The sequence below is a fragment of the Rhizobacter sp. genome (assembly GCA_019635355.1).
Classification (GTDB): domain Bacteria; phylum Pseudomonadota; class Gammaproteobacteria; order Burkholderiales; family Burkholderiaceae_C; genus Rhizobacter.
This window is the reverse complement of the sequence record JAHBZQ010000001.1, coordinates 1,799,803-1,823,103: the sequence shown is the minus strand read 5'-3', so window position 1 is coordinate 1,823,103 and position 23,301 is coordinate 1,799,803. Positions and strand designations below refer to the sequence as shown.

22 protein-coding genes are annotated in these 23,301 nt (G+C 67.7%); 10 read left to right on the top strand and 12 right to left on the bottom strand.

Annotated features, from left to right (window positions below):
• The 10 genes from KF892_08070 to KF892_08025 all read right to left on the bottom strand — a co-directional run bounded on the left by KF892_08070 (position 1) and on the right by KF892_08025 (position 11,544).
• Positions 1 to 1,047, bottom strand: a complete 1,047-nt coding sequence (locus KF892_08070) for an adenosine deaminase (protein MBX3624951.1) — start codon at positions 1,045 to 1,047, stop codon at positions 1 to 3.
• Positions 1,047 to 2,039, bottom strand: a complete 993-nt coding sequence (locus tag KF892_08065; GenBank protein MBX3624950.1) for an aromatic ring-hydroxylating dioxygenase subunit alpha — start codon at positions 2,037 to 2,039, stop codon at positions 1,047 to 1,049. The genes KF892_08070 and KF892_08065 overlap by 1 nt, the downstream gene beginning before the upstream one ends.
• A gap of 54 nt (positions 2,040 to 2,093) precedes the next feature.
• Positions 2,094 to 3,251, bottom strand: coding sequence for a BMP family ABC transporter substrate-binding protein (locus KF892_08060; GenBank protein MBX3624949.1), 1,158 nt, complete (start codon positions 3,249 to 3,251; stop codon positions 2,094 to 2,096).
• A gap of 73 nt (positions 3,252 to 3,324) precedes the next feature.
• Positions 3,325 to 4,245 carry an ABC transporter permease gene (locus KF892_08055; GenBank protein MBX3624948.1) on the bottom strand — a complete coding sequence of 307 codons (921 nt, stop codon included), beginning with the start codon at positions 4,243 to 4,245 and terminating at the stop codon, positions 3,325 to 3,327.
• Positions 4,245 to 5,324 (bottom strand): ABC transporter permease, encoded by a 1,080-nt coding sequence (locus KF892_08050; GenBank protein ID MBX3624947.1) that lies wholly within the window; start codon positions 5,322 to 5,324, stop codon positions 4,245 to 4,247. Before KF892_08050 ends, KF892_08055 begins: the two co-directional genes overlap by 1 nt.
• A complete protein-coding gene (locus KF892_08045) occupies positions 5,311 to 6,837 on the bottom strand; it encodes an ABC transporter ATP-binding protein (protein MBX3624946.1) in 1,527 nt (508 codons plus the stop codon). The genes KF892_08050 and KF892_08045 overlap by 14 nt, the downstream gene beginning before the upstream one ends.
• A gap of 3 nt (positions 6,838 to 6,840) precedes the next feature.
• Entirely contained in the window at positions 6,841 to 8,067 is a 1,227-nt protein-coding gene (locus tag KF892_08040) for an ArgE/DapE family deacylase (protein MBX3624945.1), read from the bottom strand.
• The gene (uraD, locus tag KF892_08035) at positions 8,064 to 9,827 is read right to left on the bottom strand and encodes a 2-oxo-4-hydroxy-4-carboxy-5-ureidoimidazoline decarboxylase (GenBank protein MBX3624944.1); all 1,764 of its coding nucleotides are present in this window, start codon (positions 9,825 to 9,827) and stop codon (positions 8,064 to 8,066) included. The genes KF892_08040 and uraD overlap by 4 nt, the downstream gene beginning before the upstream one ends.
• Positions 9,824 to 10,756, bottom strand: coding sequence for an allantoinase PuuE (gene puuE / locus KF892_08030; protein ID MBX3624943.1), 933 nt, complete (start codon positions 10,754 to 10,756; stop codon positions 9,824 to 9,826). Before puuE ends, uraD begins: the two co-directional genes overlap by 4 nt.
• The gene (locus tag KF892_08025; protein ID MBX3624942.1) at positions 10,753 to 11,544 is read right to left on the bottom strand and encodes a GntR family transcriptional regulator; all 792 of its coding nucleotides are present in this window, start codon (positions 11,542 to 11,544) and stop codon (positions 10,753 to 10,755) included. Before KF892_08025 ends, puuE begins: the two co-directional genes overlap by 4 nt.
• Positions 11,545 to 11,632: 88 nt before the next feature.
• Here KF892_08025 and uraH point away from each other — a divergent pair, with 88 nt between their 5' ends.
• Both uraH and KF892_08015 read left to right on the top strand, forming a co-directional pair.
• Positions 11,633 to 11,986, top strand: coding sequence for a hydroxyisourate hydrolase (gene uraH / locus KF892_08020; GenBank protein MBX3624941.1), 354 nt, complete (start codon positions 11,633 to 11,635; stop codon positions 11,984 to 11,986).
• 3 nt (positions 11,987 to 11,989) lie between these two features.
• Positions 11,990 to 13,186: a urate hydroxylase PuuD gene (locus KF892_08015; protein MBX3624940.1), complete on the top strand. Its 1,197-nt coding sequence runs from the start codon at positions 11,990 to 11,992 to the stop codon at positions 13,184 to 13,186.
• Here the strand turns inward: KF892_08015 and murB are convergent.
• Positions 13,183 to 14,199: a UDP-N-acetylmuramate dehydrogenase gene (gene murB, locus KF892_08010; GenBank protein ID MBX3624939.1), complete on the bottom strand. Its 1,017-nt coding sequence runs from the start codon at positions 14,197 to 14,199 to the stop codon at positions 13,183 to 13,185. The two genes, KF892_08015 and murB, sit on opposite strands and share 4 nt — an antisense overlap.
• Before the next feature lie 40 nt (positions 14,200 to 14,239).
• Between murB and KF892_08005 the strand changes: the two genes are divergently transcribed.
• The gene (locus KF892_08005) at positions 14,240 to 14,728 is read left to right on the top strand and encodes a YajQ family cyclic di-GMP-binding protein (protein ID MBX3624938.1); all 489 of its coding nucleotides are present in this window, start codon (positions 14,240 to 14,242) and stop codon (positions 14,726 to 14,728) included.
• A 1-nt stretch (position 14,729) separates the two neighbouring features.
• Positions 14,730 to 15,365 carry a TIGR02281 family clan AA aspartic protease gene (locus KF892_08000; protein ID MBX3624937.1) on the top strand — a complete coding sequence of 212 codons (636 nt, stop codon included), beginning with the start codon at positions 14,730 to 14,732 and terminating at the stop codon, positions 15,363 to 15,365.
• Between the two features lie 13 nt (positions 15,366 to 15,378).
• On the opposite strand, the gene xth is transcribed toward KF892_08000, so the two are convergent.
• Positions 15,379 to 16,155 (bottom strand): exodeoxyribonuclease III, encoded by a 777-nt coding sequence (gene xth, locus KF892_07995; protein ID MBX3624936.1) that lies wholly within the window; start codon positions 16,153 to 16,155, stop codon positions 15,379 to 15,381.
• 81 nt (positions 16,156 to 16,236) lie between these two features.
• On the opposite strand from xth, the gene KF892_07990 reads away from it, so the two are divergent.
• The 6 genes from KF892_07990 to KF892_07965 all read left to right on the top strand — a co-directional run bounded on the left by KF892_07990 (position 16,237) and on the right by KF892_07965 (position 23,231).
• Positions 16,237 to 16,557 carry a hypothetical protein gene (locus KF892_07990; GenBank protein ID MBX3624935.1) on the top strand — a complete coding sequence of 107 codons (321 nt, stop codon included), beginning with the start codon at positions 16,237 to 16,239 and terminating at the stop codon, positions 16,555 to 16,557.
• Positions 16,558 to 16,623: 66 nt separating this feature from the next.
• Positions 16,624 to 18,006: an alpha/beta fold hydrolase gene (locus tag KF892_07985; GenBank protein MBX3624934.1), complete on the top strand. Its 1,383-nt coding sequence runs from the start codon at positions 16,624 to 16,626 to the stop codon at positions 18,004 to 18,006.
• A 2-nt stretch (positions 18,007 to 18,008) separates the two neighbouring features.
• Entirely contained in the window at positions 18,009 to 18,698 is a 690-nt protein-coding gene (locus tag KF892_07980; GenBank protein MBX3624933.1) for a 16S rRNA pseudouridine(516) synthase, read from the top strand.
• Positions 18,699 to 18,763: 65 nt separating this feature from the next.
• Positions 18,764 to 19,786: a bifunctional riboflavin kinase/FAD synthetase gene (locus KF892_07975; GenBank protein MBX3624932.1), complete on the top strand. Its 1,023-nt coding sequence runs from the start codon at positions 18,764 to 18,766 to the stop codon at positions 19,784 to 19,786.
• 110 nt (positions 19,787 to 19,896) lie between these two features.
• Positions 19,897 to 22,740, top strand: coding sequence for an isoleucine--tRNA ligase (gene ileS, locus KF892_07970; protein ID MBX3624931.1), 2,844 nt, complete (start codon positions 19,897 to 19,899; stop codon positions 22,738 to 22,740).
• Positions 22,741 to 22,742: 2 nt separating this feature from the next.
• Entirely contained in the window at positions 22,743 to 23,231 is a 489-nt protein-coding gene (locus KF892_07965) for a lipoprotein signal peptidase (protein ID MBX3624930.1), read from the top strand.
• Positions 23,232 to 23,301 lie beyond the last annotated feature (70 nt).

Genomic DNA, 23,301 nt, shown 5'->3' with positions numbered 1-23,301 from the left:
TTAGGAGAAAACCCCGGCGAGTTGCTGCCGCCAGGCCTGTTTGTCGACCGCTGGCGCAAAGCTGGCGTCGATGCTGTTGAGTGCGAGTTGGTAGGCCTCCCGCGCCCCGAGCGCGGGGAGTGACTCGAAAGTCTCGAGAAAGTTCTGGTTGATGTAACCGCCGAAATACGCCGGGTCGTCGGAGTTGACCGTCACGCACAGCCCGGCGTCGAGCAGGGTCGCGAGGTTGTGCTGGTCGAGCGTCTTGAACACACACAGTTTCACATTCGACAGCGGGCACACGGTCAAGGGCACCCGCTCGGCCGCGAGGCGCTGCACGAGCTTCGGGTCTTCCACACATCGCACACCGTGGTCGATGCGCTCGACCTGGAGCACGTCGAGCGCGTTCCAGATGTACTCGGCCGGGCCCTCCTCGCCCGCGTGCGCGACGAGGCGCAGGCCCAGCTCGCGGCACTTGGCATAGACGCGGGCGAACTTCTCGGGCGGGTTGCCCCGCTCGCCGCTGTCGAGGCCGACGCCCACGAAATGCGAGCGCCAGGGCAGGGCGTCTTCCAGCGTCGCGAAGGCGGCCTCTTCGCTCAGGTGGCGCAGGAAGCACATGATGAGGAGCGAGCTCATGCCGAGCTCGCGCCTGGCCGTCTCGCAGGCGCGGGTGAGGCCCTTGATGACGGTCTCGAAGCTCACGCCACGCTCGGTGTGCGTCTGCGGGTCGAAGAAAAGTTCGGCGTGCACGACGTTATCGGCCTTGGCGCGGCGGAAGTAGGCCATCGCCATGTCGAAGAAGTCTTCTTCCTTCAAGAGCACGCTGGCGCCCGCGTAGTAGATGTCGAGGAAGCTCTGCAGGTCGGTGAAGGCATAGGCCTCGCGCAGCGCCTCGACGCTCGGGTAGGCGAGCTTCACGCCGTTGCGCTGCGCAAGCTGGAAGATCAGCTCGGGTTCGAGCGAGCCTTCGATGTGCAGGTGCAGCTCGGTCTTGGGCATGGTGCGCAGCAGCTCGGGCAGGCGCTCGCGCGGGATCTTGCGGAAGTCAGGTGTCGCGGTGGTCATCAGCACACTCCAAAGGTGATGCCGCGTTCGGTGAGAAAGCGGCGGTAGGCGGCGGAACTGCGGTCGGCAGCGCAATGCACCTCGCCGCCGTGCCCAGGGCCAAGAGACAGCGGCAGGCGCTTGGGGCTTTGCGATTCGAGCACGGGCTGGTCTTGCCGGAAGATGGTGTCTTGAAAGGCGCGCAGCTGCGCGTCGTCCGAATCGAAATCGGTCACCGCGAGGCGGAACCACACGCGGCTGCGCTCGGGGTCGACCGGGCAGACATAGAGGCCGATCACGTCTTGGTAACCGGCCTGGGCCTGCGGCAGCTTGGTGAGCTGAGCGCTGTAGGGGCCGGTCAGCTCGTAGCGGTATTCGACCTGGCTGCCTTGGGTCGACAGCCGATTGCTCTGCGGTTGCCAGGCGGTGCAGCCGTGGGCGATGAAGCCTTGCGGCGTGGTCTCGATGCGGTAGTCGGCGAGCGTGGCGTGGCCCCGGTCGCCGAGCCAGCCGTCGTGCACGAAGCCGAAGTGCGCGAGGTCGAGGAAGTTCTCGACGATGCGTGGCGCGCTGGCCTGCACGTCGTAGGGGCCGCAGAGCAGCTTGCGCAGGTGGGGCTCGGTCTCCGCGGCGAAGGCGGGCGGTGCGGCGTCGCCGGCTTGCAGGCGCAGCCAGACGAGGCCGTGCCGCTCCTGGATCTCGTGCGTGCACACCGCGTGCGTGGCCGGGGGCGTGAACGCCGGCAGCGCGGGAATGTGGCGGCACTGGCCGGTGGCGTCGAACTGCCAGCCGTGGTACGGGCACTCCAGCCGCGAGCCCGCCTCGCCGTGCAGCACCCGCCCGAGTGAGAGCCGCGTGCCGCGGTGCGGGCACTGGTCGGGGAAGGCGTGGGCCGTGCCGCTCGCGTCGCGCCAGAGCGCGAAGTCCTGCGAGAGCAGGCGCACGGGCAGCGGCAGGTCGGCCACGAGCGCAACGCTTGCGGCCACCGGGTGCCAGAGGGTCGATTCGATCATCTTGAGCAAAGAAGGCCGCACGTGGCGGCCTTCGTCATGGCGTGGGCCGTGCGCTTACTTCGCGCCCGGCACCTTGCCTTCGACGCCCTTCACGTAGAAGTTGACGCCGCTCAGGAACTTGTCGTCGGCGGTCTCGTCTTTCTTGACCACTTCCTTGCCGTCCTGGCCGAGGATGGGGCCCTTCCAGATCGCGAAGCTGCCGTCTTTCAGGCCGGCCTTCACCGTCTCGACCTTGGTCTTGATCTCGGCGGGCACCTTGTCGGAGATCGACACGATGTCGATCGCGCCTTCCTTCACACCCCACCACACCGCGCCGGTCGTCCAGGTGCCTTCGAGCGCATCCTTGGTGGCCTTGATGTAGTACGGGGCCCAGTTGATGATCGACGAGGCCAGGTGCGCTTCAGGCGAGTACGACGACATGTCGCTGTCCCAGCCGAAGGCGTACTTGCCGGCCTTGCCGGCGGTCTTGAGCACGGCGGACGAGTCGGTGTTCTGGAACAGCACGTCGGCGCCGCCATTGAGCAGCGACTGCGCGGCTTCGGTTTCCTTCGGCGGGTCGAACCACTTGTTGACCCAGACCACCTTGGTCTTGATCTTCGGGTTCACCGACTGTGCACCGAGCGTGAAGCTGTTGATGTTGCGGATCACCTCGGGGATGGGCACCGAGCCCACCACGCCCAGCGTGTTGGTCTTGGTCATCGCGCCCGCGATGATGCCGGCCATGTAGGCGCCTTCGTAGGTGCGGCTGTCGTAGGTCCGCATGTTCTCGGCGGTCTTGAAGCCGGTGGCGTGCTCGAACTTCACGTCCTTCGCTTCCGGGGCGACCTTGAGCATGGAGTCCATGTAGCCGAAGGTGGTGCCGAAGATGAGCTTGTTGCCCTGGCCGATCATGTCGCGGAAGACCCGCTCGGCGTCGGCGGCTTCGGGCACGTTTTCGACGAAGCTCGTCTGCACGCGGTCGCCGAATTCCTTCTCGATGGCCTTGCGGCCGTTGTCGTGCGCGAAGGTCCAGCCGCCGTCGCCCACCGGGCCGATGTAGGCGAAGGCGATCTTCAGCGGGGCCGGCTTGGCCGGGGCCGAGGCGGCCACCGGCGCCGAGGCCGCCGGCGGTGCCGCTTCTTCCTTCTTGCCGCAGCCCACCAGCGCAGCGGCCGCTGCGAGGGTGCTCCACCCTGCGATCTTCAGCAGGGAACGTTTAGAGGATGAGGTCATGTCTTCTTCTCCAGATGAAGGAACTGCGCTTGTGGCGCAGGCAAACAGGGTGCGAGAACAGCACCTCGGATTATCAACTCCCAGGAAAGAACGGCTTGCCCAGCGAGGCCGGCATGTTCACGCGGATCCAGGTGGCGTTGCGCGAGATCAGCACCAGCACGACGATGGTGGCCAGGTAGGGCAGCATGGTCAGCAACTGGCTCGAGATCTGCACGCCTTCGCCTTGCAGGTGGAACTGCAGCATGGTCACGCCGCCGAACAGGTAGGCACCGAGCAATACCCGTGCCGGGCGCCAGGTGGCGAAGGTGGTGAGCGCGAGCGCGATCCAGCCCTTGCCGGCCACCATGCCTTCCACCCACAGCGGCGTGTAGACGGTGGAGATGTAGGCGCCCGAGATGCCGCACAGCGCGCCGCCCACCATCACCGCGAGCAGGCGGATGCGCCGCACCGGGTAGCCCAGCGCATGCGCCGACTCGGGCGACTCGCCCACCGCCCGCAGCACGAGCCCCGCGCGTGAGCGGTAGAGAAACCAGGCGAGGGCGATCGTGAGCGCGATGGCGACGTACACCATCGCATGCTGGCGGAAGAGGGCCGGCCCGATGAACGGGATGTCGCCGAGCACCGGGATGTGCAGCGGCGGCCGCTCGGGCAGCCGCTCCTGCGTGTAGCGGATGCCGATGAACGCCGAGAAGCCGGTGCCGAAGAGGCTGAGCGCGAGGCCGGTGGCGTATTGGTTGGTGTTGAGCCAGATCACCAGCACGCCGAAGACGGCGGCCAGCAGCGCGCCCGCGAGCGCGCCGGCCGCCAGGCCCACCCACGGGCTGCCGGTGTGCACCGCCGCGGCGAAGCCCGCGATGGCGGCCACGAGCATCATGCCCTCGGCCCCGAGGTTGACGATGCCCGAGCGCTCGTTGATGAGCAGGCCGAGTGCGGCGAAGGCGATCACGGTGCCCGCGTTGAGCGTGGCGGCGATGAGCAGGGCGAAGGCGTCCATCAGGCGGCTCGCGGGGTGGCGTGGCGCGAGACCCAGCGCACGCGGTAGTGGATGAGCGTGTCACACGCCAGCAGCGTGAAGAGCAGCAGGCCCTGGAACACGCCGGTGAGCGACTTGGGCAGCCCCAGGCGCGACTGCGCCAGCTCGCCGCCGATGTAGAACATGCTCATGAGGATGGCCGAGAACACGATGCCCACTGGGTGCAGCCGCCCGACGAAGGCGACGATGATCGCCGCGAAGCCGTAGCCCGCCGGCACGTGCGGCGTGAGCTGACCGAGCGGCCCGGCCGCCTCCAACGCACCGGCCAGGCCCGCCATGCCGCCCGAGAGCAGCAACGCCGTCCACAGCGCCTTGCGCGACGAGAAGCCGGCGTAACGTGCCGCAGCCGGTGCGAGCCCGCCCACCTGCAGCTGGTAGCCCGCGTAGCTGCGGAAGAGGAAGAGCCAGAAGAGCCCCACGCAGGCCAGCGCAATGAGCAGGCCGATGTTCACGCGAAAGCCAGTGGCCAGCCTGGGGATCTGCGTGACGGCGAGGAAGTTGATGGTCTGCGGGAAGTTGTAGCCGTTCGGGTCTTTCCAGGGCCCGTAGACGAGGTAGCTCAGCACCATGTCGGCCACATAGACCAGCATCAGGCTCACGAGGATCTCGCTCGCATTCGCCTTGTCGCGCAGGAAGGCGACGATGCCCGCCCACAGCATGCCGCCCAGCACCCCGGCCAGCAGGATGGCCACGACGATGAGGCGGCTCGTGTCCTTGCCGGCCATCATGGCCACGCCGCTCGCGAAGATGGCGCCGAGGATGAACTGGCCTTCGGCACCGATGTTCCACACGTTGGAGCGGAAGCACACCGCGAGGCCGAGCGCGATCAGCAGCAGCGGTGTGGCTTTCATCGCGAGTTCGGTCAGCGCATAGACGCTCTTCACCGGCTCCACGAAGAAGGCCTGCAGGCCGCGCAGCGGGTCCTTGCCCAGCAGGGCGAAGAGCACGACGCCGATGAGCACCGTGATGGCGAGCGCCAGGAGCGGCGACAGCACCGACATCCACCGGCTCGGCTCGGGCCGGGTCTCAAGCTTCAGCATGGGTGCTCTCTTGGCTGGGTTCTTGGGTCCAGAGCCCCGACATCCAGGCGCCGATCTGGGGAATGGTGGCATCGCGCGTGGCGATGGAGGGTGACATGCGGCCTTGGGCGATCACGAGCAGCCGGTCGCTGATCTCGAAGAGCTCGTCGAGCTCCTCGCTCACCACCAGCAGCGCGCAGCCCGCGTCGCGCAGCGCGAGCAGCTCGCCGCGGATCTGCGCGGCGGCGCCCACGTCCACGCCCCAGGTGGGTTGCGAGACGATGAGCAGCTTCGGCTTCGCGTCGATCTCGCGGCCGACGAGGAACTTCTGCAGGTTGCCGCCCGAGAGGCTCTTGGCCGCCGCATCGGGCCCGCCGGCCTTGACGTTGAAGCGCTCGATGAGCGATTGCGCCAGCGCCCGCACCTGACCCGTGCGCAGCCAGCCGCCCCGGCCCACCGCTTCGGTGCGGGTGAGCAGTGTGTTCTGCGCGAGCGAGAGCGTGGGCACAGCGCCGCGGCCGAGGCGCTCTTCCGGCACGAAGTGCAGGCCCGCCGCGCGGCGCACCTGCGGCGGCTTGTGCGCGATGGGCTGGCCGAAAAGCTGGATGCTCGCGGCGGCGGCGCGGGTGTCTTCGCCCGAGAGCGCGGCCATCAGCTCCTGCTGACCGTTGCCCGAGACCCCGGCGATGCCGACGATCTCACCGGCGCGCACTTCGAAGCCAATGCCCTGCAGGCTCATGCCGAATTGGTCGAGCTTGGGCAGCGTGAGCTCGCGCACCGCCAGCACCACCTCGCCGGGCGTGCGCGGCTCGTGCTTGAGCTGGGGCGGCTCGGCGCCGATCATGAGGCGCGAGAGGCTGGCGTTGGTCTCCTGCGTCGGGTCGACCTCGCCGGTGACACGGCCGGCGCGCAGCACCGTGCAGTGGTGGCACAGCGCGCGGATCTCGTCGAGCTTGTGGCTGATGTAGAGGATGCTGCAGCCTTCGCTCGCGAGCTTGCGCAGCGTGACGAAGAGCGTCTCGACTGCCTGCGGCGTGAGCACCGAGGTGGGCTCGTCGAGGATCAGGAGCTTCGGATTCGTCATCAACGCGCGCACGATCTCGACGCGCTGGCGTTCGCCGACCGAGAGCGTGTGCACCGGGCGCAGCGGCTCCACGTCGAGGCCGTAGTCCTTCGAGACCTTCGTGATGCGTTCGATGACCTCGGCGAGCGAGAGCGACTTGTCGAGACCCAGCCACACGTTCTCGGCCGCGGTGAGCGTGTCGAAGAGGCTGAAGTGCTGGAACACCATGCTGATGCCGAGCGCCCGCGCCTCGGCGGGCGAGCGCACCTGCACCGGCTCGCCGTTCCAGCGGATCTCGCCTTCATCCGGCCGCACGGCGCCGTAGATCATCTTCATCAGCGTGGACTTGCCCGCGCCGTTTTCGCCCAGCACGGCGTGGATCTCGCCCGGCTTCACGCGCAGGCTCACCTGGTCGTTGGCCTTGACGGCGGGGTAGGTCTTGCTGAGCTTTGAGAGTTCGAGTCGGAGCATGGGTCAGCTCAGCAGGTCGTAGAGCGTGCGGGCGACCACCTTGGTGGCCCGGCGCAGGTCTTCGAGCACCAGGTGCTCGTCGGCGCGCTTGGCATTGGACTCCAGCACGGTACGCGGCCCCGCGCCGTAGATGACAGCGGGGATGCCCTGGGCGCAGTAGAGGCGCACGTCGGTGTAGAGCGGCGTGCCCATCGCCGGGATGGCTTCGCCGAACACCGCCTGCGCGTTCTTCTGCAGCGCCTCGACCAGCGGCTTGTTGCCGGGCAGTGGCTTCAACGACTGCGCGAGCAGCAGGCGCTTGATGTCGACCGTGATGCCGGGGTAGCACGCGGCGGCCTCGGCGATCACCTGGCGGATGCTGGCTTCGACCGCGACCGGGTCTTCCTCGGGGATCATGCGGCGGTCGAGCTTCAGCACCACCTTGCCCGGCACGACGTTGGTGTTGGTGCCGCCTTCGATGCGGCCCACGTTGAGGTAGGGGTGGGTGATGCCCTTCACCTTCGACGTCGTTTGCTTGTAGAGCGCGTTCTGCGCGTAGAGCGCGTTGAGGATCGCCACCGCGCCTTGCAAGGCATCGACGCCGGTCGTGGGAATCGCCGCGTGCGCCATCTTGCCGTGCACCGTGACTTCCATCTGCAGGCAGCCGTTGTGCGCGGTGACGACCTCGTAGCTGAAGCCGGCGGCGATGAGGTAGTCGGGCTTCGTGAGGCCATGCTTCAGCAGCCAACCCGGGCCGAGCTCGCCGCCGAATTCTTCGTCATAGGTGAAGTGCAGCTCCACGCCGCCCTGGAGCGGCGCGCCCAGCGATTCGAGGGCGCGCACGGCGAAGGTGAAGGTGGCGAAGTCGCTCTTGCTCACCGCCGACGCGCGGCCGTAAAGCTTGCCGTCTTCGACCTCGCCGCCATACGGGTCGTGCACCCAGCCTTCGCCGGGCGGCACCACGTCGCCGTGGGCGTTGAGGGCGATGGTTTTGCCCTCGCCATAGGCGCGGCGCACGATCAGGTTGGTGATCGACTGCAGGCCATAGGCCCGCACCTCGTCTTCCGGCACGGGGTGGCGCTCGGCCTCCATGTCGAAGGCCAGCAGCAGCTCGGCGGTGCGCTCGGCGTGCGGGGCGTTGTTGCCCGGTGGCGTGTCGGTGGGCACCTGCACCAGCGCTTGCAGGAAGCGCACCTCTTCGTTGAAGTGCTCGTCGACCCAGGCGTCGAGGTCGTGGTGGCGGTTGTTCATGGACGTTCCTCCGCCAGATCGTTCAGCAGGGTCTGGAAGGCTTCGACGCAGAGCTGCGCATCGTCGCTCGTGATCGTCTCCAGCGGGTTGTGGCTGATGCCGGAGTTGCCGCCGCGCAGGAAGAGCATGGCCTGCGGCATCACTTCGTGCAGCTTCATCGCATCGTGGCCGGCGCCGCTGGGCATGCGGTGCACCGGCAGACCGAGCGACTCGACGGCGCGTTCCCAACGCCGCTGCCAATCGGGGGCGCTGGGCGCGGCCGGGGCGCGCAGCGTCTCTTCGAGCGTGCAGTGCAGGCTGCGGCGCTCGGTGATGGCGCGGATCTCGGCCAGCACGTCATGCACCATCGCGTCGCGCACCTCGTCGGTGGTGGCGCGGATGTCGAGGCTGAACTTGCAGCGACCGGGCACCACGTTGATCGAGCCGGCGGGCACTTCCAGCATGCCGACCGTGCCCACCAGGTGCGGCACCTGGGCGGCGCGCTTTTCCACGTAGAGCAGCAGCTCGGCCACGGCGGCGGCGGCATCGCGGCGCCGGTCCATCGGCGTGGTGCCGGCGTGGCTCGCGGTGCCGACCATCTCGCCCAGCATGCGCACGCTGCCGTTGATGGACGTCACCACGCCGAGCGGCAGGTCCATCTCGTTGAGGACTGGGCCCTGCTCGATGTGCACCTCGACGAACCCGAGGTAGCGCGAGGGGTGGCGCTGCATCCACGCGATGCGCTTGGGGTCGAGGCCGGCCGTGGCCATCGCGTCACGCATCGCGATGCCGTCGGCGTCATGCTGGTCGAGCCAGCTCGGGTCGAAGCGGCCGATGACGGCGCCCGAGCCGAGGAAGGTGGCCCGGTAGCGCTGGCCCTCTTCTTCGGCGAAGGCGATCAGCTCGATGTCGAAGGGCAGACGCCGACGCTGTCGGTGCAGCTCGCGCACGCACACCATCGGCACGAAGATGCCCAGCCGCCCGTCGTATTTGCCGCCGTTGCGCACGGTGTCGAAGTGGCTGCCGGTGAGCAGGCGCGGGGCTTCCTCCTGCGTGCCGTGGTACACGCCGACCACGTTGCCCACGGCGTCGATCTCGACTTCGTCGAAGCCGCAGTCGCGCATCCAGTAGGCGAGTTGCTTCTGGCAGGCGATGTGGGCGGGCGTGAGGTAGGTGACGGTGAGCGCGTCGTCCACGTCGCTGTGCTGCGCCAGCAGCTCGGCGCAGTCCCACACCTGGTGGCCGAGCGTGGGCTCGAAGCCGAACTTGTCGTTGAGCCGCAGCTCGGCGATGCGGTGGATGTTGCGCAGGCACTCGGCGCGCTCGAAGTCGGCGTGGCCTTCGAGCCGGCGCGCGAAGGTGGTGATGATCTGCTGCCGCGTGAGCCCGGTGCCGCGCGGGCCGCGCACGGCGAGGATGAAGGGCCAGCCGAACTTGGCGCGGTATTCCGCATTGAGCCGCTGCAGGGCGGCCAGCTCTTCGGGCGAGCAGGCTTTCAAGCCTGCGGTGTGCTGCTCGTGGCTCGACTCGGCGGTGAGCTGGCCTTGTTCGGCGAGCTTGCCGGCCAGTTCGGGGTGGGCCTGGATGAGCGCGAGCTGCTGTGACGGATCGGCTTCACGCACCATCTGCGCCAGGGCGACCTTCAAGGCGGCGAGTGTCTTGAACGGACGTTGCGCCAGCGCCTGCTTGGCGATCCACGGCGAATGCTCGTAGACGCCGGCGAGCATCTGCAGCGCCTCGTCGTGCGAGGCGTTGTTGAGCTGATCCAGGGTGAGGCTCATGTCGGCGCCGGGTGATGCTGTTTCCAGTGCCGTGCGATGTCGATGCGCCGGCACACCCAGACCTTGTCGTGCGCGAGCACGTGGTCGAGGAAGCGTTGCAGCGAGCCGATGCGCCCCGGCTTGCCGAGCAGGCGGCAGTGCATGCCGATGCTCATCATCTTGGGCGCGGTGTCGCCCTCTGCGTACAGCGCATCGAAGCTGTCGCGCAGGTAGGTGAAGAAATGGTCGCCGGTGTTGAAGCCCTGCGTCTGCACGAAGCGCATGTCGTTGCAGTCGAGCGAGTAGGGCACCACGAGGCGCTGCTCGGTGTTGCCGTCGCTCTTGGTCACGGGCATCCAGAACGGCAGGTCGTCGCCGTAGTAGTCGCTGTCGTACTCATAGCCGCCGTGCTCGGCGACGAGCCGGCGAGTGTTGGGGCTGTCGCGGCCGGTGTACCAGCCCAGGGGCCAGGCACCTCCGGTCATGTCTTTCAGGACATGCGTGCCGAGCTCGATGTGGCGGCGCTCGGTGGCCTCGGGCAGGTTTTGATAGTGGATCCAGCGCAGGCCGTGGTTGGCGATCTCGTAGCCGTTGTCCATGAAGCACGAGAGCAACTCGGGGTAGCGCTGCATCGCCATGCCGACCGCGAAGATGGTCATGGGCAACTTGCGCTTCTCGAATTCGCGCAGGATGCGCCACACACCCACGCGCGAGCCGTATTCGTACATCGACTCGATGGTCATGTGCCGGCTCTCGTAGGCCTGCGCCGTGATGAGCTCGGAGAGGAAGGTCTCGGAGGTCGGGTCGCCATGCAGCGGGTTGTTCTCGCCGCCCTCTTCGTAGTTGAGGACGAACTGCACGGCGATCCTCGCGCCGTTGGGCCATTGGGCGTGTGGCGGGTTGCGGCCGTAGCCCTTCAGGTCTCTCGGGTAGGTCTTGTCGCTGGTCATGAGGGGTCTCCGGCATGCAGCACCGACGGCAAGTCTGGCACCCGGGGGTTCAGGCGCAGGTTGCGCTCGACATTGTGCAGATGGCTTTGCATGAGCTTGACGGCGGCGCGGGCATCGCGCGCGGCAAGCGCATCGACGATGGCCACGTGTTCTGCGAAGGAATGTTCGGCCGAATGGGCGGACTGGTACATCAAGGAGATCAACGAACTGCGTGACACCAGCTCTCGCAAGATGTCGGCCAGCGCCTCGTTGCCGAGCATGTGGGCGAGCACCACGTGGAAGTCGGCCAGGAGCCGGGTGCGGCCGGGCACGTCGGTGCGTTGCACGGCGGCTTCTTCTTCGCGCAGGTGCTGGCGCAGTTGTGCGATCTGCGGCTCGCTCAACTCGGCGGCGGCGCGCTTGATCATCGCGGCCTCGAGCATGTGCCGCACCTCGAACACCTGGCGCGCTTCTTCCTCGCTCGGCTGGGCCACGCGCGCGCCGCGTGCCTGGGTGAGCGTGACCAGCTTGTCGCGGCTCAACTGGTGCAAGGCCTGCCGCACGATGGTGCGCGAGACCTTGAAGATGTCGGCGATCTTCTGCTCGGCGAGCTTGGTGCCCGGCATGAGGCGCCGCTCGACGATGGCGGCGGTGATGGCCTCGGCGATGCGGCGGGTGGTGTCTTGCAGCTCGGCCTCGGCCACGGCGGGCCTGGGCTTGCTGCCCGACGCGGCCTGCTTCTTGCCTGCAACCCTTTTGCCTCGGGCCACCGGGCGGATGGCAGTCAGGTTGGCAGGGGCGCGAGGCATGTGCGGGTGGTGTTGTGGCTAGGCGGCGTGCTGCAAACTGTATACACTTTTCCGCGTCTTGCAACCTGCAATCCAACCCGAGGCCGAGATGGGCAAGCTCACCACCCACGTGCTCGACACCATGAACGGCTGCCCCGCGGCGGGCATGCTGGTGGCGCTCTACCGCATGGACGGTGGGCAGCCCACGCTGCTCAAGCAGCTGGCGCTCAACCACGACGGGCGCGCCGATGCACCGCTGCTCGACGACACGAGCTTCAAGACCGGCACCTACCGCCTCGTCTTCGAGGTGGCCGCCTATTTCCGCGGCCGTGGGGTGAGCCTGCCCGAGCCACCCTTCGTCGACGCGGTGCCCATCGACTTCGGCCTCGCCAACCCGCTGCAGCACTACCACGTGCCGCTGCTCGCGAGCCCCTGGGCCTACTCGACGTACAGGGGTAGCTGAGGCGTGGACTACTCGCACCTGCTCGACTGGCTCAACCTGCTGCTGCGCTGGGCGCACGTCATCACCGGCGTGGCGTGGATCGGCGCCTCGTTCTACTTCGTCGCCCTCGACAACAGCCTCACGCCCCCCGCCGACGCAAAGGATCGCGAGAAAGGCATCGGCGGCGAACTCTGGGCCGTGCACGGCGGCGGCTTCTACCACCAGCAGAAGTACCCGGTGTCGCCCGCGGTGCTGCCCGAGCGGCTGCACTGGTCGATGTGGGAGAGCTATTCCACCTGGCTCACCGGCTTTGCGCTCTTCGCGGTGCTCTATCTCTTCAACGCCAGCACTTTCCTGATCGACAAGAACGTGTTCGACTGGTCGCCGGCCGCGGCCATCACCACCGCGCTCGGTTTCTTCGTCGCCTTCTGGGTCATCTACGACGGCATCTGCCGCCTGTTCGGCCAGGGCCCACACGGCGACCTGATCGTGGGCGTGCTGGTGTTCGGCTTCATCGTGTTCGCGTCATGGCTCTCGTGCCACCTCTTCGCCGGGCGCGCGGCCTTCCTGCTGGTGGGCGCGATGATCGCCACCACCATGAGCGGCAACGTGGCGATGGTGATCATCCCCGGCCAGCGCAAGGTGGTGGTTGCCTTGCGCGCGGGCCAGCCGGTCGACCCGGTCTACGGCAAGCGTGGCAAGCAGCGCAGCGTGCACAACACCTACTTCACGCTGCCGGTGATCATCGCGATGTTGAGCAACCACTACGGCTTTCTCTACAGCGGGCCCAACAACTGGGTGACGCTGGTGGTGATGATGCTGGCCGGCGCGCTGATCCGCCAATCCTTCGTGCTGCGGCACAAGGCGCATGCGACTGGGCAGCCGGTGCCCTGGTGGTATGCGATGGTGGGCGTGGTGCTGCTGGCCGGCGTGTTCACCGCGACGATGCCGAAGGCCGAGAAGGTGGCGGAAGGGGCGCCGCCGGTGTCCTTCGCGCAGGTGCAGAAGGTGGTGACCGAGCGCTGCGTGATGTGTCACAGCGAGCAAGTCGTGAACAAGGCCATCCAGCTGCACACGCCGGAGCTGATCGTGCGCAATGCGCAGGCGGTCTACCAGCAGTCGGTGGTGCTGAAGCTCATGCCGCTGGGGAACGCCACGCAGATGACCGATGCGGAGCGGGCGCTGATCAAGCGCTGGTACGAAGCTGGCGCAAAGCCCTAGACGACCACCGGCTCCGGCTCCAGCCGGATGCCGAAGCGCCCGTACACGCTCTCCTGGATCGCCCGGGCGAGCGTCATCACCTCCGAGCCGATGGCGCCGCCGCGGTTGACGAGCACCAATGCCTGCTTCTCGTAGACACCCGCGCGGCCCACCGTTTTGCCCTTCCAGCCGCAGGCGTCGATCATCCAGCCGGCGGCGAGCTTCATGGTGCCGTCGGGCATGGGGTAGTGCACGATCTCCGGGTCGCGGCCGATGATGTCGCGGCACTGCTCGGGCGTGACCACCGGGTTCTTGAAGAAGCTGCCGGCGTTGCCCACCACGGCCGGGTCGGGCAGCTTGGCGCGGCGGATGGCGATGATCCAGTCGTAGACCTGCTGCGGCGTCGGGCGGCCGATGCCCGTCTCGTTCATCTTGCGCTCGATCTCGAGGTAGCCGAGCACTGGCTGCCAGGGCTTGGGCAGGCGGAAACGCACGCGGGTGATGAGCACGCGGCCGGCGAGCGAATGCTTGAATTCGCTGTCGCGGTAGCCGAACTTGCACATCTCGGGCCCGAGTGTCACGGTGCGGCCGGTGAGCAGGTCCACGCCTTCGAGCGAGTCGAAGCGGTCTTTCAGCTCGATGCCGTAGGCGCCGATGTTTTGCACCGGCGAGGCGCCCACTGTGCCGGGGATGAGCGCCAGGTTTTCGAGCCCGGGGCAGCCCTGGGCGAGCGTCCAGGTGACGAAGTCATGCCAGTTCTCGCCCGCACCGGCTTCGACGATCCAGGCGTTGGCGCGCTCTTCGACGATGCGCCGGCCCATCACCTCGACCTTGAGCACCACCTGCGGCATGTCGCGCGTGAGGATGATGTTGCTGCCGCCGCCGAGGATGAATTTCGGCGCGGTGCCGAGCTCGGCATGGTCGACCACGCGGCGCACGTCGGCGTCGCCCGTGACGCGCACCAGCGTTTGCGCCACGGCCGGCAGGCCGAAGCTGTTGTACGGTTTCAGGCTCACGCCTGTCTCGATTTGCATGGCAGAATTTTCGCCGATCCAGCCTTGAAAAGACCCTGATATGCCGAGCTTCGACGCCGTTTTGGAACCCAACCTCGTGGAGGTGCGCAATGCGGTCGATCAAACGGCCAAGGAAATCGGCACCCGTTTCGATTTCAAGGGCTCGTCGGCCAAGGTCGAACTGAAGGAAGAAGAGCTCACGGTCTACGCCGACAGCGACTTCCAGATCAACCAGGTGCTCGACATCCTGCTGGCCAAGATGACCAAGCGCGGCGTCGACATCCGCTTCCTCGACCGCAGCGCCAAGATCGAGAAGATCGGTGGCGACAAGGTGAAACAGAAGATCACGGTCAAGAGCGGCATCGATTCCGACACGGCAAAAAAGATCCAGACCACCATCAAACAAAGCAAGATGAAGGTGCAGGCTGCGATCCAGGGCGACACCGTCCGGGTGACCGGCGGCAAGCGCGATGACCTCCAGGCCGCCATCGCGCTCATCCGCAAGGAGATCGCCGATGCGCCGTTGTCGTTCAACAATTTCCGTGACTGAGATGCTGCGCACCGGCGTGGCGCTTGTGTGCCTGGCCGCTGCGGGGCTCGCCTCGGCCCAGACCGTCTCCATGAGCGGCCGCCTCGGCGACAAGGCCCTGCTGATGATCGACGGCAGCCCGCGCACGGTGGCCGTCGGCGCCACGGTGCAGGGGGTGAAGCTGGTGTCGATCACGCCCGATGGGGCGATGGTCGAACTCGGCGGCAAGCGTCACACCGTGCCGATGGGCGGCACGCCCGTGAGCCTGGGGGCCGGAGGCGGCAGCGACGGTGGCACGCGCATCGTGCTCTCGGCCGGGCCAGGTGGCCATTTCGTCACGGGCGGTGCGATCAACGGGCGGGCGGTCGAGTTCATGGTCGACACCGGCGCCACCACCATCGCCATGAGCGCGGCCGATGCAGAGCGCATCGGTCTCAAGTACCGCGACGGCCAGCGCGGCATGGCGAGCACCGCCGGTGGCATGGTGCCGATCTACCGCGTCAACCTGACCTCGGTGCGGGTGGGCGAGGTCACGGTCTACGGCGTGGAGGCCAACGTCGTGCAGGCGCAGATGCCCTTCGTGCTGCTGGGCAACAGCTTTCTCAACCGCTTCCAGATGACGCGCGTCAACGACATGCTGACGCTGGAAAAGCGCTGAGGCCGATCGGGCGTCAGCCCAGGCGCACCCACACCGGCGCGTGGTCGCTGGCCTTTTCCTTGCCGCGGGTGGCTTTGTCGACGTTCGCGTCCTGCAGGCGTTTCGCCAGATCAGGTGACAGCAGCAGGTGGTCGATGCGGAAGCCCGCGTTGCGCTGCCAGCGCTGGCGCATGTAGTCCCAGAAGGTGTAGACCTCTTCATCGGGGCGCACCTGGCGGATGGCGTCGGTCCAGCCCTGGGCCAGCATCTTGAAATACGCGGCGCGGCTTTCGGGCTGGGTGAGCGCGTCTTTGGTCCACGAGGCGGGCGAGTAGATGTCTTTCTTCTCGTCGGTCGGGATCACGTTGTAGTCGCCGCAGAGCACGGTCGGCTTGCCCTCGGCGAGCAGCGTGGCCGAGTGGTCGATCAGGCGGTCGAACCACTTCAGCTTGTAGTCGAACTTCGGGCCGGGCTGCGGGTTGCCGTTGGGCAGGTAGAGGCAGCCGATCACGATGCCATTGACCTCGGCCTCGATGTAGCGGCTGTGGCTGTCGTCGGGGTCGCCGGGCAGGCCGCGGCGGCGCTCCACCGGCTTCACACCCTTGGCCAGGATGGCCACGCCGTTGAACGATTTCTGCCCGTGCCAGATGGCCTCGTAGCCTGCTTCGCGCAGGGCCTCGGCCGGGAACTTCTCGTCGGGCGTCTTCAGCTCCTGCAGGCAGGCCACGTCGGGCGAGGTCTCGGCCAGCCATTCCAGCAGCCGGGGCTGGCGCGCGTTCATGCCGTTGATGTTGAAGGTGGCGATCTTCATGGGCGACGACGGTGTTCAGGGTGTGAAAGAGGGCGCATTGTGGCCTCTTGAAGCAGCCCTGCTCGCCACCATGTCGGAGTCATGAATGCTGTCACCCGCACCCTCCCCGAGAGTTTCCGCGTTCTGCTGACCCTGGCCCAGCTGCTGGAGCGCATGGAACGCAAGCTCGTCCCGATGGCCGCCGACCAGTACCGCTCGGTGGTCGACCACCTGTCCAAAGAGCTGGCCGAGGTGCCGCCCGGCGACGACCTCGACTTCATGCTGAAGGCCTTTCCCGCCACGGCCGAGCTGTACGAGAACCTGCAGTACGCGCACGCCGGCCTGTGCCGCTCGTCGCTCGACGCCTCGCTGGCCGCCGAGCTGAAGGCGAAAGACGCGCTGAAGCGCCTGGCTGCGGCCTGAGCTGTAGTACAAACCCGCCAACGCTGGCGGGCAGGTGACGTCTCCGCCGGCGACAGGAGACAACCCATGACCACCACCCGCCGCCGCCTGCTGCACACGCTGGCCGCCCTCGTGCCCACCACGCTGATCGCAGCCTGCGCCATGTCGCCCGCCGCCCCCGAGCCGCTTCCGCCCATCGTCTTCGTGCACGGCAACGGCGACACCGCCGCGCTGTGGCACACCACGCTGTGGCGCTTCGAGTCGAACGGCTGGCCGCGCGAGCGGCTGCATGCGGTCGACTTCCCCTACCCGCAGGCGCGCGACCGCGACGACAAGCCGCAGCCCGCCCGCAGCTCCACCGCCGAGCAGATGCAGCAACTGTCGGCCGAGGTCGACAAGGTGCTTGCCGCCACCGGCGCCCGCAAGGTCGTGCTCGTGGGCAACTCGCGCGGCGGTTATGCCATCCGCAACTACATCGCCAACGGCGGCGGTGCGGCCAAGGTGTCGCACGTGGTGCTCGGTGGCACGCCCAACCATGGCGTGCAGGCCAACCCGGCCGCGAACCCGAGCAACGAGTTCAACGGCGCCGGCCCCTTCCTCACCGCGCTCAATGCGCCCAAGCCGCCGCGCGGCGACGAGGTCACGGCCGGCGTGCAGTGGATGACGCTGCGCTCCGACCGCAACGACAAATACGCCCAGCCCGACGGTGCCTGGCTCGGCATGCCGGGCAAGCCGACGCAGGTCACCTTCGAGGGCCCCGCGCTGCGTGGCGCGCAGAACGTGGTGCTGCCCGGTGTGGACCACCGCGAGACCTCGTTCAGCCCGCAGGCCTTTGCCGAGACCTACCGCTTCATCACCGGGCGCGCACCGGCCGTGACCACCATCGCCCCCGAGGCGAAGGTGGTGCTGGGCGGCAAGGTCTCCGGCTACGGGGTCGACAACCAGCAAGGTCGCGAGCCGAGCAACCTGCCGCTGGCGGGCGCCACGGTCGAGGTGCATGCCACCGACCCCGCCACCGGTGCGCGAGTGGGCGCGCCGCTGCTGCGCCAGACCGTGGGCGCCGACGGCCGCTACGGCCCCGTGGTGACGGACGCGAAGACGCCACTGGAGTTCGTCGTCAGCGCCCCGGGGTATGCGATGACGCACGTCTACCGGGCGCCGTTCGCCCGCTCGTCGGAGATCGTCCACCTGAGGGCAGAGCGGCCACCCGCGCCCGATGCGAATGCCCTCTCGATCGTCACGCTCACCCGCCCACGTGGCTACTTTGGCCTGCCGCGCGACCGCATCAGCCTCGACGGGCAGAGCCCGCCCGCAGGCATTCCCACCGGCGTGCCGGGCCTGTCGACCGCGAAGGCTGTGGTGACCGATGTAGCCGGCCGCACGGTGGTCGGCGAGTTCAATGGCGAGCGCATCGCAGGCCGGGCCTGGCCGCTCGCCGAGAACCACGTGGTGCTGTTGGAGTTGCACTGACCTTGAAACTCGCGCAGATCCTCTTCAGCCAGGGTTTCGGGGCCCGGCGTGAATGTGAAGGGCTCGTCGCCACCGGCCATGTGCGCATCGGCGGCGAGGTGCACGACGACCCGTTCGAAGACCTGAAGCCCGAGGGCCTCGTCTTCAGCGTGCGCGGCGAAGCCTGGGCGTACCACGAGAAGGCGCTGCTGATGATGCACAAGCCGGCCGGCGTGGAGTGCTCGCAGAAGCCCAAGCACCACATGAGCGTCTACAGCCTGTTGCCCGCGCCCTTGCGAAAGCGAGACGTGCAGAGCATCGGCCGGCTCGACGAAGACACGACCGGCCTGCTGCTCTTCACCGACGACGGCGCGCTCATCCACCGCTTCACCTCGCCCAAGAAGCACGTGCCCAAGGTCTACGAGGTGACTTGCAAGCACCCCGTCACGACCGAGCAGGTGCAGCGGCTGCTCGACGGCGTGAAGCTCGTCGACGACCCGGCCACGGTGGCGGCGGCGGCCTGCGAGGCCACCGGCGAGACCACGCTGCGCCTCACGCTGACCGAAGGCAAGTACCACCAGGTCAAGCGCATGCTGGCCGCGGTGGGCAACCGGGTCGAGGGCCTGCACCGCAGTGCCTTCGGCAAGCTCGTGCTGCCAGCCGACCTGGCCCCCGGCCAGTGGCGCTGGCTGCCCGGCCCCGACGTGATCTGATGCGTGTCAGATTGCCTTGCGCAGGCGACAGCGCCGCGGCCCGCGCCGCCCGATAATCCCGGCCCATGCAAGTTTTTCGAGGCATCCACCACCCCGAGATCGCCCCGGCCTGTGCGCTGACCATCGGGAATTTCGACGGCGTCCACCGCGGCCACCAGGCCATGCTCGCGCTGCTGCGCTCCGAGGCCCAGCACCGCGGCCTGCCGTCGTGCGTGATGACCTTCGAACCGCACCCGCGCGACTACTTCGCGCATCTGGCCGGCAAGCCCGAGCTGGCGCCCACGCGCATCGCCACGCTGCGCGACAAGCTCTCCGAGCTCGAGCGCTGCGGCGTCGACCAGGTCGTCGTGCTGCGCTTCGACAAGGCGCTGGCCTCGCAGCCCGCGCAGTCCTTCATCGACGACATGCTGGTGAAGGGCCTCGGTGCCCGCTATGTGCTCGTCGGCGACGACTTCCGCTTCGGCGCCAAGCGTGCCGGCGATTACGCGATGCTCGATGCGGCCGGCGGCACGCACGGCTTCGACGTCGCCCGCATGAACAGCTACGAGGTGCACGGCCTGCGGGTCTCCAGCTCCGCAGTGCGCGAAGCCCTCGCCGCTGGCGACATGGCCAAGACGGCCGAACTGCTGGGCCGCCCTTACTGCATCAGCGGCCATGTGGTGCATGGCAAGAAGCTCGGGCGCGACCTTGGCCAAAGCGCCCCCGGGCGCGCCGACGGATTCCGCACGCTCAACGTGCGCTTTCGCCACCCCAAGCCGGCCGCCATGGGCATCTTCGCGGTGCTGGTGCATGGCCTGGGCGAGGAGCCTGTGGCGGGTGTGGCGAGCCTGGGCGTGCGCCCCACGGTCGACGACAGCGGCCGTGTGCTGCTCGAGACGCATTGCTTCGACTGGCCGCAGCACCTGGGCCTCGAGGGGGGCTACGGTAAGATCGTCCGGGTGGAACTGCTGCACAAAATCCGTGATGAAGCGCGCTACGACGGGCTCGACGCCTTGACGGCCGCCATTCAGCAGGACGCGCGCGACGCGCAGGATTTCCTCGCCGCCCACGCGGCCCAACGTCGCCAGACCACGCGCGACCGAATTTAAAGCTCGCCCTGCACACCACCTCCCGCTCGCCCTGAGCCTGTCGAAGGGCCTGCTCGCACTCCGCCAATGCCCTTCGACAGGCTCAGGGCGAACGGATCATTCCGCGATCCATGACCGACAAGACCTCCACCACCGACTACCGGGCCACCCTCAACCTGCCCGACACGCCGTTCCCCATGCGCGGCGACTTGCCCAAGCGTGAGCCGGGCTGGGTCAAGGAATGGGAGCAGCAGGGCATCTACAAGCGCCTGCGCGAAGCGCGCCACGGCGCGCCGAAGTTCATCCTGCACGACGGCCCGCCCTATGCGAACGGCCAGCTGCACATGGGCCACGCGGTCAACAAGATCCTGAAGGACATGATCACCAAGGCGCGCCAGCTCAAAGGCTTCGACGCGCTCTACGTGCCCGGCTGGGATTGCCACGGCCTGCCGATCGAGAACCAGATCGAGAAGACCTTCGGCCGCGGCCTGCCGCGCGACGAGGTGCAGGCCAAGAGCCGCGCGTATGCCACCGAGCAGATCGCGCAGCAGATGGTCGACTTCAAGCGCCTGGGCGTGCTGGGTGACTGGGAGCACCCGTACCGCACCATGGACTTCGGCAACGAGGCCGGCGAGGTGCGTGCGCTCAAGCGTGTGATGGAGCGTGGCTTCGTATACCGCGGCCTGAAGCCCGTCTACTGGTGCTTCGACTGCGGCTCGTCCTTGGCCGAGTTCGAGATCGAGTACGCCGACAAGACCTCGCACACGGTCGACGTGGGCTTCAAGTCGGCCGAGCCTGAAAAGCTGGCCGCCGCCTTCGGCCTGCCGAAGCTGGAGAAGGACGCGTTCATCGTCATCTGGACCACCACCGCGTGGACCATCCCCGCCAACCAGGCGCTCAACCTCAACCCCGAGCTGGAATACGCGCTGGTCGACACCGAGCGGGGCCTGCTCGTGCTCGCCTCGGCGCTGGTCGAGAAGTGCCTGGCGCGCTTCGGCCTCGAAGGCACGGTGGTCGCCACCACGCTCGGCAAGAACCTCGCGGGCCTCAACTTCCACCACCCGCTCGCGCATGTCGACAAGGGCTACGACCGCCTGAGCCCGGTCTACCTGGCCGACTACGCCACGGCCGAAGACGGCACCGGCATCGTGCACTCCGCGCCTGCGTATGGCATCGAAGACTTCAACTCCTGCCGCGCGCATGGCCTCGCGCTCGACGACATCCTGAACCCGGTGCAGGGCAACGGCACGTATGACGCGAGCCTGCCACTCTTCGGCGGCCAGAACATCTGGAAGGCCGCGGCGGCCGTGACCGAGGCGCTGCGTGACAACGGCCGCCTCTTCAACACCGCCAAGCTTGTGCACAGCTACCCGCACTGCTGGCGCCACAAGACGCCGGTGATCTACCGCGCTGCGGCGCAGTGGTTCGTGCGGATGGATGAAGGCGAGGGTGTCTTCACGAAAGACAAGGCCCCGAAGACCCTGCGCCAGACCGCGCTCGAAGCGATCGACCAGACCGGCTTCTACCCCGAGAACGGCCGTGCCCGCCTGCGCGACATGATCGCCAACCGGCCCGACTGGTGCATCAGCCGCCAGCGCAGCTGGGGCGTGCCGCTGCCCTTCTTCCTGCACAAGGATTCGGGCGAGCTGCACCCCAACACGATGGAGTTCATCGACCGCGCCGCAGCGCTGATCGAGAAGGGCGGCATCGAAGCCTGGTCCAAGCTCGACCCGGCCGAGTGGCTGGGTGCCGAGGCCGCGAACTACACCAAGAGCGCCGACATCCTCGATGTGTGGTTCGACTCCGGCTCCACCTTCTTCCACGTGCTGCGCGGCAGCCACGAGGGCGGCCGCCACGAGACCGGCCCCGAGGCCGACCTCTACCTCGAAGGCCACGACCAGCACCGCGGCTGGTTCCATTCGTCGCTCTTGATCGCCTGCGCGCTCGAAGGGCGTGCACCGTACCGCGGCCTGCTGACCCACGGCTTCACCGTCGACAGCCAGGGCCGCAAGATGAGCAAGAGCCTCAAGAACGGCATCGAGCCGCAAGAGGTGAGCAGCAAGCTCGGCGCCGAGATCATCCGCCTGTGGGTGGCGGCGAGCGACTACTCGGGTGACATCGCCGGCGACGACAAGATCCTCGCGCGCGTGGTCGATGCCTATCGCCGCATCCGCAACACGTTGCGCTTCCTGCTCGCCAACACGAGCGACTTCGATCCGAAGAAGGATGCGGTGCCGCTCGCCGAGATGCTGGAGATCGACCGCTACGCGCTGGCGCGTGCAGCGGCTTTCCAGCAAGAGGTGCTGGCACACTACGAGGTCTACGAGTTCCACCCGGTGGTGGCCAAGCTGCAGGTCTATTGCAGCGAAGACCTGGGCGCCTTCTACCTCGACGTGTTGAAGGACCGCCTCTACACCACCGCGCCGAAGTCGCTCGCGCGCCGCAGCGCGCAGACGGCGCTGTGGCACATCACCCACGCGATGCTGCGCTGGATGGCGCCGTTCCTGAGCTTCACGGCCGAAGAGGCGTGGAAGGTGTTTGCGCCGGGCGCGTCGCCCTCGATCTTCACCGAGGTGTACAGCGATGTGTCGGCCTGGGCCGACGAGGCGCTGGTGGCGAAGTGGAACCGCATCCACGAAGTGCGCGATCTCGCCAACAAGGAGATCGAAGCCGTGCGCACCGAGGGCAAGGTGGGTTCGTCGCTGCAGGCCACGCTCGACATCACCGCGGCGGCCGACGACCACGCGCTGCTGGCCTCGCTCGGCGACGACCTGAAGTTCGTGACCATCACCTCGGTGGCACGCCTGCTCGAAGGCGCAGGCCTGTCGGTGAAGGTGACACCCTCGACCGCCACCAAGTGCGAGCGCTGCTGGCACTACCGCGACGACGTGGGCCACGACGCCGCACACCCCACGATCTGCGGCCGCTGCACCAGCAACCTCTACGGCGCGGGCGAACCCCGCAAGGTGGCCTGACGATGGCAAACCAGAAGGCCAACCTGCTGCCGTGGCTTGCGATCGCGGTCGTGGTGATCGTGCTCGACCAGATCACCAAGACGCTGATCCTGCAGCACTACCAGTACGGCGACAGCACGACCATCACCTCGTTCTTCAACATCGTGCGGGCGCACAACACCGGCGCGGCGTTTTCGTTCCTGGCGGGGGCGGGCGGCTGGCAGCGCTGGTTCTTCATCGGCCTGGGCTTCGCGGCGGCCGTCTTCATCATCTGGATGCTGCGCTCGCACGGCGGGCAGAAGATGTTTGCCTGGGCGCTGTCGCTGATCTTGGGCGGCGCCGTCGGCAACGTGGTCGACCGCATGCTGCACGGCTACGTGGTCGACTTCATCCAGGTGCACTGGGGCGCGACGTACTACTTCCCGTCGTTCAACGTGGCCGACAGCGCCATCACGGCGGGCGCAGCCTTGCTGATCCTCGACGAACTGCTGCGCGTGAGGCGCGGCCGTTGAGGTCGGCGCATCTCCGTTCGGGCTGAGCTTGTCGAAGCCTGTCCTGAGCGAGTCGAAGGGCCCTTCGACA